The sequence below is a fragment of the Brevibacillus sp. NPDC058079 genome (assembly GCF_042885155.1).
In the GTDB taxonomy this organism is placed as follows: domain Bacteria; phylum Bacillota; class Bacilli; order Brevibacillales; family Brevibacillaceae; genus Brevibacillus.
Genome location: NZ_JBHVSO010000003.1, coordinates 63,232 through 76,896 on the forward strand (window position 1 = coordinate 63,232; position 13,665 = coordinate 76,896).

Here is a 13,665-nt window from a genome sequence, read left to right on the forward strand (position 1 = left end):
AGTATACACTTATACAGGTGGGTTGTTCACATTTTTATAAAATTAACATCGCATCGCCAAAACTGAAGAAGCGATACTCCTCTTCCACAGCCGTTTTGTAGGCACGCATCACATTCTCTTTTCCAGCCAAAGCACTCACAAGCATGACGAGCGTAGACTTCGGCAAGTGGAAGTTTGTCAGGAGCCCGTCTAGGATAGAAAACGTGTAGCCCGGATAAATGAAAATATCCGTCCAACCAGAGGTTGCGACCAGCTTTCCTCCATTCGCGCGCCCTACTGTCTCCAATGTGCGGCATGATGTCGTCCCGACAGCGATTACTCTTCTACCTTCTGCTTTTGCCTGGTTCACCAGCTCTACTGTTTCCTCGGGAATCTCATAGTACTCCGCGTGCATGACATGCTCTTCCACGGAATCCGCTGAAACAGGGCGAAAAGTCCCCAGTCCCACATGCAGTGTTACGTAAGCCAGCTGTACACCTTTGGCAGCGATTTGCTCCAAGTACGGCTTCGTGAAATGGAGGCCGGCTGTCGGAGCTGCTGCTGAGCCGCGCTCCTTCGCATAGACTGTCTGGTAACGCTCACTGTCCTCCAGTTGTGCGTGAATATACGGGGGCAAAGGCATCGAGCCTAATTGGTCGAGAATCTCATAAAAAATTCCCTCGTACATAAAGCGCACGATTCGTCCACCCGTCTCTGTCACGTCTTCACAAACACAACGCAATAGACCGTTTCCAAAAACCACTTCTGTCCCCTGCTTCATCCGCTTCCCGGGCTTCACCAGCGTCTCCCAGCGATCGTCACCAAGTGATTTCAACAAAAGGATTTCTATTTTTGCACCAGTCTCAGCCTTTTCTCCAATCAATCTGGCAGGTAAAACGCGGCTGTCATTCATGACGAGTACATCCCCTGCTTGGAGGTGATCGAGTAAATTGGTAAATTGCTGATGAACGATATTGCCTGTTTGTTTCTCTAGCATGAGCAATCTCGATGATGTTCGGTCTTCTAGCGGGTGCTGGGCAATCAAATGCTCCGGCAAATCAAAATCAAATTGTTGCACGTCCACGAAATCGTTACTCCTTTTTGCGGTAGATCTTGTGGCAAACGACTTACTTTTCGATTGTCACATCCTGGTAGTAGTGTTGCAAGATATCTTTGTAGTCATACCCTTCCTCTGCCATCGCACGCGCTCCGTATTGGGAAACACCAAGTCCGTGCCCAAAGCCAGTACCTCGGAAGATGAATTGCGAGCCATTGACCATTTCTACTTCAAACTTCGTGCTGCGCAGAGGGGAGCCACCTTGTTGAAAAACAGAACGGAAAGCATCCGGTGAAGAAACGACGATCGGCGTGCCGTTTGCTTCCATCGCGATCACACGTCCAGATGGACCGCGTTCTGTCACTTTCAGGCTCGTTACGTTTCCTGAAATGCGTGGAGCTTTGTTCTTGTCATGCGCGGCATTGATCATGGCTGCAACCTCTGTAGCGGTAAACGGACCACGCGTCCACGAATACGCATTTTCTTCTTTTACTTCTGAGAGGATCGTTACTTCTGCACCAGTAGGGAGTACGGACAACACACGATGAGTCGTTGTACTTGGGCCTGAGCGCAAATTGGTATTCTCGGTCGAAATGACCGCCATTCTTTTTCCTTCTGAATTGCTCTGGCCTGTTTCCGTTACCAGATCATTTCTTACATAGCCGAGCGTTCCATCTGCTAAAGCCACGCGGTACCATACGCTCGCATTGTCCATTGGATATGTGTCTTTACTCTCGACAGATCGCAAATAAGGAACCGGATTGCCCCATACTTCTGTGCCGTCCGCCGTCATACCCCCTGCATTGGAGTAAAAGAGTGACTCCGCTGGCTTGCCTTGGTAGTAAATGATATCACCTTCTGTATCGTCGACGGCCTCACGTACATCATCAGACTCTTTTGTATAGCCATAATACGCCTGTTCGAAAACCGTGTCGGATACATTGGCAACTCCATACTTATTACCTTGCCACACAGCACGAGTTCTCGACAGAACTGCTTGTGTTTTCAATGCTTCCATCGGCCAGCCTGGAGCCATTTCAGAGCCAACGACTCCATACAGATACTCTTCCATTGGAAGCTCATTTACTAGCGTCAAGTGACCATTGTATTCCGATAGCTCCATCTCACCGCGATATGTGCGCTGCTCTCGTTCCACAACGCCAATCACCGATTCATCGCCTGCTTTATTCGCTTCGACAGTCAGCTTTACTTGAGGGGAGAATACATACTTCCAAATCACTTCATCCGGTGATCCGTATACATCCTGCTTCAATATAACATAAGATTGGCTGTCTGACTCCTGATAGGAGAAAGAAGGAAATGCGGCGTTTGCTCTTCGTTTCAATTCTTTCACAGCATCAGGACTAACCTCGTCACCGATCCATACCGCATATTTGACTTTATCCCCATCTGATAGCATCACGGGATAAGCAGGAATGCCTGCTGCTTCAAATGACGCTTGCCATTCTTGTGCTTCTTTTAAGCTTTTGAATTTACCCGCTTCAAGTCGATGTGGACCTTTTACCAGCGGATTCTGCCCGATTGCCTGGGCAACTGTTTTTGCCTGATTGGCAGCAGCCTGATACGTGTCATACGTTCCACTTATGACCTGATAGACGGTCTGACCGCTGCGCTTTGCCACCTGGATTGAGCCCTCGTATTTGCGTTGGCTCATTTGCTGTGCAATCTGCTGTGCACGATTCCAGTCACCAGTTTCGGCAACGATCAGATGATATTCATCAACTCGGTAACGAGCTGCATCTCCCTTTAATTCGGGTAAATCTGTCTTGCCTTCGGGTCCATTGAGTACGACTTCCATTCCATTTTCAGCAGTTAGCGTCACGGAAGGAACTATTCCCCGATAGCCTTGTCCCGTATCCACAAATAGCGCAACTCTGATATTGTCGCCGGCTGCCTGCGCTGGTACTTGTCCTCCTACGAGAACTACTGTTAGCAGGCCCACCGAAAGGACTTTCCCCATCCATTTCTTTCTCATGTCGTCCATTGTCCTTTCTCCACCTGATTTTCAACAAAAATTGGCATGTCTTCCCATGTTTTTCGACAATCGCAGGCTGATCTCCTGCCTTTTTCGTAAAATGAGACCAAACGCCCGCACGCAAAAAACCACCGGAACGATGAGCTCCGATGGCCTTCACACTTGCCTATTTAAACAGCCGGAATAAATACATGCCAAGAGACAAGACGATGCTAATCACAATACAAGTCACAATCGGAAAGTAGAACTTTACGTTTTCCTTTTCTACCACGATATCTCCCGGCAAACGCCCCAGCGGCAAAAATCTGCCTCCTACCTGCCACAAAAGACCGATTACGATTAAAGCAGCACCACCAATAATCAGTAGCTTGGCTACAGGATTCACGATTTCATCTCCCGCCCAAAGTGTTGGTACGCACTCGGGGTGAGAACACGCCCCCGCGGCGTCCGCTGCATGAAGCCAATCTGCATGAGGTATGGTTCGCAAACATCTTCCACCGTTTGCGACTCTTCTCCGATTGTTGCTGCGATCGTATCCAGTCCAACCGGTCCGCCGTCAAAGCGATCAATAATCGCTAGCAATAGTTTATGATCGATATGATCCAGACCGCAAGCATCCACTTGCAATCTTTCCAGCGCTTCTTTGGCAATCTCTGTCGTAATGACGCCTTCGCCTTTTACTTGAGCAAAATCGCGAACCCGCTTCAGCAAACGGTTTGCCACCCGGGGGGTTCCCCGTGAACGTCTGGCAATCTCCTCTGCTCCGCCCTCTCGAATGACGACCTGCAGGATGTCGGCTGCACGCGAAACGATAAAGGTCAGTTCCGGGACTGTATAAAACTCCAGGCGATTTACAACCCCAAAGCGATCGCGAAGCGGCGCAGACAGCATTCCAGCTCGCGTCGTGGCCCCGACCAATGTAAACGGCGGCAAATCCAAACGGACACTGCGAGCACTTGGCCCTTTACCGATAATGATATCCAGCGCAAAATCCTCCATAGCCGGATATAATACTTCTTCGACGCTTCGGTTGAGCCTGTGTATCTCGTCAATAAACAGGACGTCTCCTTCTTGCAAATTCGTCAAAATCGCTGCCAAATCACCCGGACGCTCAATTGCCGGACCAGACGTCGTGCGGATGTTTACACCCAGCTCATTTGCGATGATTTGCGACAGGGTTGTCTTCCCCAGACCAGGTGGACCGTATAGAAGTACGTGATCCAACGACTCTTTCCGCATTTTGGCTGCTTCAATAAAAATCTTCAGGTTTTCCTTCACGTGCTGTTGACCGATGTATTCGTTTAAATAGCGGGGACGGAGGCTCAGCTCCGCCGCCTCTTCTTCCCAATTCATATGCGTCGTGATGATCCGAGAATCCAAAATCCTACCCCCTCATGAGCAACGCAAGCCCTTGTTTGATGAGCTTTTCTACACCATCGCCCTCTTTTGATTTCTCAGACAGCGTGTTTCTGATTTTTTGCAGTTCACCATCAGAGTAACCCAGTGCAGTCAATGCATCGAGTGCTTCGTTCAGCGCAGACACAGCTTGCTCGCCTGCTGTCAAATCACCCGCTGCAATAGTCAAAATCGCAGATGGTGTGTATCCTACCAATTTATCCTTCAAATCGAGGATAATGCGCTGGGCAGTCTTTTTCCCAATCCCCGGAAATTTCGTCAAATAGGTAACATTCTCCTGTTGAACCGCCATCACCAGCTGCTCAGGCGTCGCCGCAGCCAGAATGGCCAATCCGCCCTTTGGACCGATTCCGCTAACATCAAGCAGCTTGCGGAATAAATCGCGTTCGTCACGGGTAGCGAAACCGTACAACAGAATGGCATCCTCCCGCACATGGTGGTGGGTAAACAATTTGGTTTTGCTGCCTTCATACCGAACGAATTGGTACGGGTTTGGGCAAAACAGTCGATAACCAATTCCGCCCGTTTCGATAACTATGTATTCCGAATCGAGATAACTAAGTGTACCTTCTACAAAATCAATCATTTCTTGACCCCTTCCGAAATGGAAATGAACGCGCGAAACTGTGCGTGCGTAATAGCAATGCCCAATGCGTCCGCCACGTCGTCAGGCTTTGGTACTTCTTTTAACCGCAATAGGAGCTTCGTCATTTCCTGTATTTGCTTCTTCTCTGCTCCCCCGTATCCAGTCACGGCTTGCTTGACCTGCATTGGGGTATATTCATAGACCGGCACACCAGCCAGCTCTGCTGCAAGTATAATAACCCCTCGCGCTTGACCAACTGTAAAGGCCGTCGTCACGTTTTTATTAAAGAAAAGCTTTTCGACGGACATTTCATCGGGACGATATGTTTCCAGAAGGCTCTGCATTGCCTCAAAAATCTGTTTCAATCTAAGTGGCACTGGCAATCCTGCTTCTGTCTGAATGCTCCCATATTGGACGGGACGCAATTGGCTGCCCTCTTTATCCACAACCCCGAAGCCAACAATCGCAATGCCAGGGTCAATTCCTAAAATGCGCATAGTCCACTCTCCGTGAGCAAAGATTCTACTCTCTACTGTAACACAAAGCACCCAAAAAGCGAACGTGTATTTCCATATAAAAACCCGCTTCCTCGTAAAAGGAGCGGGTTATACGGTGTCTGTTAGTGTTTGTTCATTCCGATTGAATCTGACACATCATGCTGCATGTGGGCATAGTCGTCTACGCCACTCTGCATGTGCTCTTTGATCTTGTTGATCTGTTGGTAATTGAGCTTGTTGTGCCCCTGGTTCAACTGAACGTACAAACGCTGATGGAACTGGTCTTTGTAGCTACCTCTTGGCATGGTAGACATGGTCTAAAGACTCCTCCTTCGATCACCGTATGAAATCAGTATGGCGTAAGCGCAATGGTGTTATGATACCAAGATTTACGCCACATGAACCAGACATCTTATTGAAACGATAAGCAGTGGAGGTGTTGGTTGTTGCGAAGCAAAGTCCTTATTTTTTGTATATGCCTCTTCGTAATCGCACTGTCAATGCCGCACTCTGTGTTTGCCAAGGTCAAGAATGACATCACGGTCACCGTTTCGGTGTCCCCAGAGTCCTCCTTCCAAACGACTATGTCCTTCCGTGATCAAAAGCAATTTACGAAGCGGCTATTGGGCTCTACTACCGAAGTCGCCTCCTATAACCCGCACTGGGTACGTGCTACATTGACCGTAAAAAAACGAACGTATGTATATGATCATGATGGCCAGCTTTATGAAACAAAAATGCCTCGTCGTTATGTATTGGCAAACGATGTTCACCAAAGGATCGAAGAAATGGTCAAGTCCGTAGAGGCCGTCCATTTTGCGCAAGCCATTCCTTGGGAACAGGTGAAAAAAACGTTGAAACGGATGGAGTTCGGTACCGTGATTGATTTGGAGACAGGTCATCGTTTTGATGTCCAGCGCAGAGCAGGCAGTCGCCATGCCGATGTCCAACCGTTGACACGCAAGGATACACAGATCATGAAGAACATTTACCAGGGGAAATGGTCGTGGAAGCGCAGAGCCATTCTGGTAGAGGTAGACGGTACTTATTTTGCAGCATCCATGCACGGAATGCCGCATGGTGCTGGTGCGATTAAAGGAAATGAATTCCCGGGGCATTTTTGCATCCACTTTTTCGGCAGCTCTACCCATCGACGCACAGAGCCCGATCCCAGTCACAACATGATGATTCTCAAGGCCTCCGGAGCGCTTGCGACTACAATAAAAGGGGCGTCTCCTGAAGAGCTCGTCGGCTATTTCCTCACCGCTCTGCATGAGCACGACACCCATGCGATGCGAATGACAACGGACGGATTCTCACTTCCTGAAGGGCTGTCCGTGATCGAATCTGTGCGATCGTCAGAAATCGTCATCCCGTCAGACGAACGCGGTCCCCTCTTGATAGAGGTTCCTGTTCGGCTCACATACATCGCCCGGGAAGGCGGTAATTTTCGACGGACATGGAAATTTCTTTTGCGCCGCGAAGTACCGGGGGAACGTTGGCGAATCATTGCGGTTGAACTGAATCCATAGCAATGGAAACAAAAATCCCTTTCCAGTCCAATACGTGCTTGTTACACGAAAGGCTCGAAAGGGATTTCTTTTGGTCCAACCGTTTTCATTGGCCACTCCATTGGTATTCGCCATAGGTGGACAATACACTGTTATACTCTGCCAAATTACGAATGCGAATCCCCCGTTTCAGATTCTCCCATTCCTCTTTTGGCAGACTCGCTTCCATTTTCGCAGTATCGATTCGATAAAAGGTTTGCACGACATCTTGTTCAGCAGGCAGACCATGAAAGAGAGTAAGCATGCCGTCCGCAGCTATTCCGATATGTCCATTCTCCTTGCATGCTGGCGCTATATCCTGCTCGCGTTTCATTAAGATCATCTTGACAGGTTCTGCTTGTACAATTTCCCATCCATTATAGTTGCCCATGACGTCTGCCAGTTGATTGGTACGAACTGACACATGTTCTTCATCTCGCACCCCACACAAATAATGGCGAGCTAAAACCAGTTCATACGAATTACCTACGACTACATCCGCTTTGCCTGTATGGTTCAGTAAACGAGCCAGACCCGAATCGTTTCCGTCCTTTCCTACTAACAGGATGCCGACTACGACGCCCGTGGCTAATGCTGCACCCCACGTCGCGTAAACCATCCACTTTTTCTTCTCAGTCACATAGAACCCCTTCTTTATATAGGCTTTTCTTCCTATCATTACCACAAAGAAAGAGGGACATACGCGACCAATGGAGGATTGACGTTATATTTTTTTATTTTTGTCAATACAAAAAATTTATATACTATTTCATCTAGCTATCTTTCCAGCGTCTAAATCTAATGATAAACTATTTTTGCTTGGCATTATTGTAAACTTATGGAGGTCATTTCAAACATGAAAAAAACGAACAAAAAAATGCTGACTGCTTTCCTCCTCAGCACTTCTTTGGTTCTTGGCGCACTCTCATTTCCTCTTACTCCTGTAAGCGCGCAAACAGGTTCTGTCCTCAAGCTCCGCCTGTTGGAAACGACAGATATCCACACCAATATCGTTAACTATGACTACTATCAAGACAAAAACACAGATGAGTTTGGCCTCGCAAAAACAGCGACATTGGTCAAAAAAGCAAGAGAAGAAGCGAAAAACAGCATCCTGATCGACAATGGTGACTTGTTGCAAGGAAACCCATTGGGCGACTACGTGGCAAAAATCGACCCGTTGAAAGCTGGAGATACTCACCCTGCTTACAAAGCAATGAACCTGATGGACTATGATGTTGCTAACATCGGTAACCACGAGTTCAACTTTGGTTTGGAGTTCTTGGACACCAGCTTGAAGGGCGCGAAATTCCCTTACATAAATTCCAACGTCTATGTAGATGACAAGGACAAAAACCCGGACAATGACAAAAACATGTACACTCCTTACGAAATCCTGGAGCGTACTTTTAAAGATGAGAACGGCAAAGATGTAAAACTCAAAGTAGGCGTAATTGGTTTTGTTCCGCCACAAATTATGCAGTGGGACAAGGCTAACCTAGAAGGAAAAGTAATCGCGAAGGACATCGTGGAAACCGCCAACAAATTCGTACCTGAAATGAAGAAAAAAGGTGCGGACATCATCATCGCGGTTCCTCACTCCGGAATCGGCCCTATCGAGGGTGGTCCTCAATTGGAGAACGCTAGCTACCAGTTGAGCAAAGTAGATGGTATCGACGCGATCCTGTTCGGACACTCCCACTCCGTATTCCCTGGCCCTGGATTCGATAAAATTCCAGGCATTGATGCAGAAAAAGGAACGATCAACGGTAAACCAGCCGTTATGCCTGGCTTCTGGGGTAACCACCTCGGCGTGATCGACCTGACGCTGAAACAAGAAAAAGGCAAATGGAAAGTGGCTGAGTCCGCTACAAAAGTAGTTCCGATCTATGACAAAGCTAACAAAGCATCCTTGGCTGATGCAGACAAAGCTATCGTAGATGCAGTAAAAGAAGATCACGATAAAACAGTTGAATGGGTTCGTTCTGCTGTAGGGAAAACATCTTCCCCGATCTTCAGCTACTTTGCACTCGTACAAGATGACCCATCTATCCAAATCGTAACCAATGCACAAAAATGGTTCGTTGAGAAAAACGTGAAGGGTACAGAATACGAAGGCATTCCAGTTCTGTCTGCTGGTGCACCATTTAAAGCAGGCGGCCGCAACGGAGTAAGCTACTACTCCAATATCCCAGCTGGTACAATCGCTATCAAAAACGTATCTGACCTGTACATCTACCCGAACACATTGAAAGCGGTTCTGGTCGATGGAGCTACGGTGAAAGAATGGTTGGAGCGCTCCGCTGGACAGTTCAACCAAATCGATGCGAAGAAAACAGATGAGCAACCACTCATCAACGAGTCTTTCCCAACGTACAACTTTGATGTAATCGACGGTGTTACTTATCAAATCGATGTTACACAGCCATCCAAATACGCTGTAGATGGAAAAGTAGCAAGCAAAGATGCAAACCGCATCAAAAACCTGTCTTTTAACGGCAAACCAGTAAAACCTGAAGACAAATTCATCGTCGTAACCAACAACTACCGTGCAAGCGGCGGTGGTGCGTTCCCAGGTCTGGATGGCAAAAACATCGTAATCGATTCTCCAGATGAAAACCGTCAAATCGTAATCGACTACATCCTGAATCAAAAAAATATCGACCCAGCAGCAGACAACAACTGGTCTTTTGCTCCAGTAGATGCGAAGCTGAACGTTACGTTCACTTCTTCTCCTGACGCGAAACCATTCGCTGAAAAATTGTCCAATATCAAGTTCATCAACGTATTGGAATCTGGGTTTGCGAAATTCTCTATTGATCTGTCCAAGCCTGCTTCCAAGTAAGATTGTCAACAACACAAACATCCCTCTTTCGAGAGGGATGTTTTGTTTTATCCGACTATCCGACAAAATGGTAATGGCCCCATGGAGAGTGCTGGAAAATTCGTTCTCCATCGTTTAAAAAGCGTTGGCGATTCGCCATCACTTTGCCTTCCATTTGGATCAACTGCATGACGCCCTTCATGTGGTAGCCTGGGCGCTGACTATACAAGCCCGTTACCTCCCGCAAGAAATTATCCGGATACCGAAGTAATTGATGAACAGCCCAAATCTGGGTATCAGATAAATAGTTGACGTTACTATAGGCTTCCATCGCTTCCACAAAGGAATCCATGCGGTACTCTTGCATCAATAGCATCCGTGACATCAATTGTACCAGGTCAACAAGCTGAAGATCATGACCTACTGTATCAAGGTCAATCAAATAGCAATTGCCTCGCTCCGTAAGCAAAAAGTTATGACTCGCCACGTCTCTGTGCGCGAGTGTCCCCTTCTCCATGGCTAAAAACATTTCTGGCGTCAAAGGCAACTTGTAGGCAGATTGCAGCAGCTCCTTGCCATCTTGAAGAACGTGATCTGCCTGATGCGAAATGAGTTGCTCCAGTTTTGTCTGGGGTCCTTTCTGTTCAATCGACCACATCAACCGCTCAAAGTATTCCAAGCGGCTCTCCCATTTATCTAAAAGAGCCGGTTTTCCTTCATACGCATACGTATGAGCAATAGGAAAACCCTGAGCTGCAACATGAAAACGGGCCAATGTTTCGGCTGTTTTTTTAACATCGAAAAGAGAAGCGTTATCTGCTTCATGCCCATCAATCATTTTCATGATGGTGTAATGACGGTCTTCATATGCAAAAATTTTGGACCCTTCCTGATTCGCCACATACTGCACGGTATGATAAAAGCCCTTCTCATGCAGTGCATCCGCTAACTCTGTCACCCACACAGCTTTTTCGACCTGCTTATATCCTTTGAGTATCCAGTGGCCCCGGTCTGTTTTTAACAGGTTGACGTTTCGCTTCGGCTTCACCCCGTAGATTTGACAGCGAAAAGCCTTTTCAATGGTGGATAAGATTCCTTTGTTCATCCCATACCCTCTCAGTAAGAAGAGGAATCTTCATGCCCATCTCCCCAGTTCGGCCAAACCCCTTGTTCAGGCATGGAAGCCATACACGGGGAAGGCGGGAACATCATGTTATTGTGAATCTCCTGTGGAGAACGATTGTACTTGCCTTTTCGGCCTCTGTACTCCGGGACTTCAGAAGAACACTCACATGATGATGACTCCACTGGTTCCGGGCACACAGGCTTCTTCGCTCGTGGCCGCTTTAATGGCATGGGTGGAAATGGTGGTGGGCATGGATAAGGAAACGGCATCGGTCTAATCGGTGGTGGGACGATTGGAAATGGATTGATTGGTCGAATTTGTTCTGGACTCACAATCGGTCGTCGATTTGGATAAAACGGCCCAATCCACGGATTCACGAACGGTGGGCAAGGCGGAAATGGCGGGAATGGTGGTGGGAATGGTGGTGGGAATGGTGGCATGAACGGCGGTGGGAATGGCGGGAATGGACGCACCTGTGGCATTGGCCTGCGCTCTTGCTCTGGACTTACCCTCGTCGATGGCTTCAGCTTCTGTTGCGGGCTCACTTTTGAAGGTGGCTTGAGTTGCTGTTGTGGGCTCACCTTTGAAGGCGGCTTCTGCGGCCGCAACGGACTCACCCGTGGCGGTGGATAATTTGGCTGCATTGGTTGCAATGGACTTACTCGTGGTGGGTAGTTTGGCTGCATTGGTTGCAATGGACTTACCCGTGGTGGGTAGTTTGGTTGCATCGGTTGCAACGGACTTACCCGTGGCGGCGGATAGTTTGGTTGCATTGGTTGCAATGGACTTACCCGTGGCGGTGGATAATTCGGCTGTGGGCAAGGTGGGCATACATATGCTGGCGGTCGTGTAGGCTGTAATGGCAAGACCTGAGTCGGTGGTCTATATGGAATGTTGGGTACATTTTGATTCGGTGGAATCGCTGGTGGATAAATATACGGACTCACTCTCGTTGGAGGTGGAGTTGGTATGAGTGGACGTATAGGAACAGGTGGAACCGGAGGCAGGACATTTGGCTTCCCTGAAATGTTCGGTGGTTTATACGGTGTTGGCTTCTCGATTGGTTTTTCGATTGGTTTTTCGATTGGTTTTTCGATTGGTTTTTCGATTGGTTTTTCGATCGGCTCCGTTGGTTTTGGAATAGGCTGTGTTGGTGGTGGAGGTGGTAATGTTGGTGGGGCCGTTGGCCTGACTACCTCTGGTGAAACAGAAGGGACTGGTGGTCTTGGCATTTCTTTGGGAGGTCTAGGCATCTCCTTGGGTGGCCTCGTAGGAATGGGAGCCGGCGGTAGAGTAGGCCTGGTCTCCTCCCTAGATTCGATTTGTACCTCTCCTGATTCTTCCGGCTCAATGGGCCGCCTTTCGATTTGTTGCGGTACCTCCATCTCTTCCTCTTCCGTAATCGGTCTTTCTTTCACATAAGGGGCCGCCTCACTCATTGGATGGGGGGGCGTCGTTCTTTGTGGTGGTCGGACAGGAACTTGTTTCGCCGGAATCTTGATTCTCGCTCCAGGATAAATTGTATCGGGAGTTTTTAATTGACTATTAAGGCGTAACAGTTCTTTGTAATCGACGCCATATCTTTTGGCGATCTTCCACATCGTATCGCCTTTTTGGACGATGTGTATTCTCAATGTTTTTCTCCTCCCTTGCACCAAGCTCCCTAACATCGTATGCAGTCATGGGCGTTTTGCTCCTTGACGCCACTCCTTTGTTGGGAGGGAGCAGAAAAAGAAAAAACCAATCCCTCTAGGAATTGGTTTGATGCATATAAAATGGATACGTCCCGAGCTGACGAACTTGACAACCAATGGCTTCAATCTCCGCAAACGCTCCTGGCAACAAAACGTCGTCCATTTTCTGCTCAATGTCGACGACAAAATAATAGCTTCCGAGTGCTTTCTTGGTCGGACGTGATTCGATGCGAGACAAGTTGACCTTTCTCCAAGCAAAAGCCGCCAGTACTTGATACAATGCTCCCGGGAAATCTTCCGGCAGCGTTACCAGTATCGTCGTCTTTTCCTTTCGGGAAACCGGTAGATCAAGACTTTCCTGACCGACGAGAACAAAGCGCGTGTAGTTATTCGAATAATCTTGAATTTGTTCACGCGCAAACTCCAACGGATAAATCTCTACATTCAATCGAGTACCAACAGCAGCCCACGGCTCTTCTGGATGCTCACTCACCATTTTTGCAGCCAATGCCGTACTGTTTACCGTTTCAATTGCTGCTTCTGGCACATTCTCACGCAAAAAGTTATGACTTTGTGCAATCGCTTGAGGATGTGACAGCACTCGCGTAATCGCGGACAAAGGCAAGGGGTGCTCTCTTTTTGCCACCAGCAAGTTTTGCGTAATGGGCAGTGCAAGCTCCGCTAAAATAGGCAGATCTACTTCGTGAATGAGCCAATCCAGTGTAGAATTGACTGTTCCTTCAATGGAGTTTTCCATCGGTACGACACCGTATGCCACTTCCTTTTTGGAAACAGCGTTTAGTACTTCAATAATACTTGGGTACGGAACGAAAGATAGCTTTTGTCCGAGCGACAATATCCGCGCTGCTTCTTCGGTAAACGTTCCACGCGGTCCTAGAAAAGCAAGTTTCTTCTCCATGGCTACTCCTATCCACTATGG

General features: G+C 48.0%; 14 protein-coding genes and 1 pseudogene. 3 read left to right on the forward strand and 12 right to left on the reverse strand.

Going from position 1 to position 13,665, the window contains the following annotated elements:
- Window positions 1-34: 34 nt before the first annotated feature.
- From queA to ACFVS2_RS10590, 7 genes are all read right to left on the reverse strand, one after another.
- On the reverse strand, window positions 35-1,063 hold the full coding sequence (gene queA / locus ACFVS2_RS10560; protein ID WP_390233588.1) for a tRNA preQ1(34) S-adenosylmethionine ribosyltransferase-isomerase QueA: 1,029 nt from the start codon (window positions 1,061-1,063) through the stop codon (window positions 35-37).
- A 43-nt stretch (window positions 1,064-1,106) separates the two neighbouring features.
- Complete coding sequence (locus ACFVS2_RS10565) at window positions 1,107-3,041, reverse strand: SpoIID/LytB domain-containing protein (RefSeq protein ID WP_390233591.1); 1,935 nt, start codon at window positions 3,039-3,041, stop codon at window positions 1,107-1,109.
- A 157-nt stretch (window positions 3,042-3,198) separates the two neighbouring features.
- Window positions 3,199-3,417 (reverse strand): DUF2905 domain-containing protein, encoded by a 219-nt coding sequence (locus tag ACFVS2_RS10570; RefSeq protein ID WP_012685583.1) that lies wholly within the window; start codon window positions 3,415-3,417, stop codon window positions 3,199-3,201.
- Entirely contained in the window at window positions 3,414-4,412 is a 999-nt protein-coding gene (ruvB, locus tag ACFVS2_RS10575) for a Holliday junction branch migration DNA helicase RuvB (RefSeq protein ID WP_173618911.1), read from the reverse strand. The genes ACFVS2_RS10570 and ruvB overlap by 4 nt, the downstream gene beginning before the upstream one ends.
- A gap of 4 nt (window positions 4,413-4,416) precedes the next feature.
- Window positions 4,417-5,034, reverse strand: coding sequence for a Holliday junction branch migration protein RuvA (gene ruvA / locus ACFVS2_RS10580; RefSeq protein ID WP_390233594.1), 618 nt, complete (start codon window positions 5,032-5,034; stop codon window positions 4,417-4,419).
- Entirely contained in the window at window positions 5,031-5,531 is a 501-nt protein-coding gene (ruvC, locus tag ACFVS2_RS10585) for a crossover junction endodeoxyribonuclease RuvC (protein WP_012685580.1), read from the reverse strand. Before ruvC ends, ruvA begins: the two co-directional genes overlap by 4 nt.
- 122 nt (window positions 5,532-5,653) lie before the next feature.
- A complete protein-coding gene (locus ACFVS2_RS10590) occupies window positions 5,654-5,845 on the reverse strand; it encodes a hypothetical protein (protein ID WP_173618913.1) in 192 nt (63 codons plus the stop codon).
- A 129-nt stretch (window positions 5,846-5,974) separates the two neighbouring features.
- On the opposite strand from ACFVS2_RS10590, the gene ACFVS2_RS10595 reads away from it, so the two are divergent.
- The gene (locus tag ACFVS2_RS10595; protein WP_452101534.1) at window positions 5,975-7,063 is read left to right on the forward strand and encodes a hypothetical protein; all 1,089 of its coding nucleotides are present in this window, start codon (window positions 5,975-5,977) and stop codon (window positions 7,061-7,063) included.
- Window positions 7,064-7,148: 85 nt separating this feature from the next.
- Here ACFVS2_RS10595 and ACFVS2_RS10600 read toward each other — a convergent pair whose 3' ends face one another.
- A complete protein-coding gene (locus ACFVS2_RS10600) occupies window positions 7,149-7,721 on the reverse strand; it encodes a BofC C-terminal domain-containing protein (protein WP_390233599.1) in 573 nt (190 codons plus the stop codon).
- A gap of 216 nt (window positions 7,722-7,937) precedes the next feature.
- Here ACFVS2_RS10600 and ACFVS2_RS10605 point away from each other — a divergent pair, with 216 nt between their 5' ends.
- On the forward strand, window positions 7,938-9,926 hold the full coding sequence (locus ACFVS2_RS10605; RefSeq protein WP_390233601.1) for a bifunctional 2',3'-cyclic-nucleotide 2'-phosphodiesterase/3'-nucleotidase: 1,989 nt from the start codon (window positions 7,938-7,940) through the stop codon (window positions 9,924-9,926).
- A gap of 55 nt (window positions 9,927-9,981) precedes the next feature.
- Here ACFVS2_RS10605 and ACFVS2_RS10610 read toward each other — a convergent pair whose 3' ends face one another.
- Window positions 9,982-11,010 carry a phosphotransferase gene (locus ACFVS2_RS10610; RefSeq protein WP_173618917.1) on the reverse strand — a complete coding sequence of 343 codons (1,029 nt, stop codon included), beginning with the start codon at window positions 11,008-11,010 and terminating at the stop codon, window positions 9,982-9,984.
- 294 nt (window positions 11,011-11,304) lie between these two features.
- Complete coding sequence (locus tag ACFVS2_RS10615; protein WP_390233604.1) at window positions 11,305-11,853, reverse strand: hypothetical protein; 549 nt, start codon at window positions 11,851-11,853, stop codon at window positions 11,305-11,307.
- A 147-nt stretch (window positions 11,854-12,000) separates the two neighbouring features.
- Here ACFVS2_RS10615 and ACFVS2_RS10620 point away from each other — a divergent pair, with 147 nt between their 5' ends.
- Complete coding sequence (locus tag ACFVS2_RS10620; protein WP_390233606.1) at window positions 12,001-12,453, forward strand: hypothetical protein; 453 nt, start codon at window positions 12,001-12,003, stop codon at window positions 12,451-12,453.
- A gap of 125 nt (window positions 12,454-12,578) precedes the next feature.
- Here the strand turns inward: ACFVS2_RS10620 and ACFVS2_RS10625 are convergent.
- Both ACFVS2_RS10625 and pheA read right to left on the reverse strand, forming a co-directional pair.
- Window positions 12,579-12,701: pseudogene (locus ACFVS2_RS10625) on the reverse strand (LysM peptidoglycan-binding domain-containing protein); the annotation flags it as partial.
- Between the two features lie 79 nt (window positions 12,702-12,780).
- A complete protein-coding gene (gene pheA / locus ACFVS2_RS10630; protein WP_173618919.1) occupies window positions 12,781-13,644 on the reverse strand; it encodes a prephenate dehydratase in 864 nt (287 codons plus the stop codon).
- Window positions 13,645-13,665: the final 21 nt, after the last annotated feature.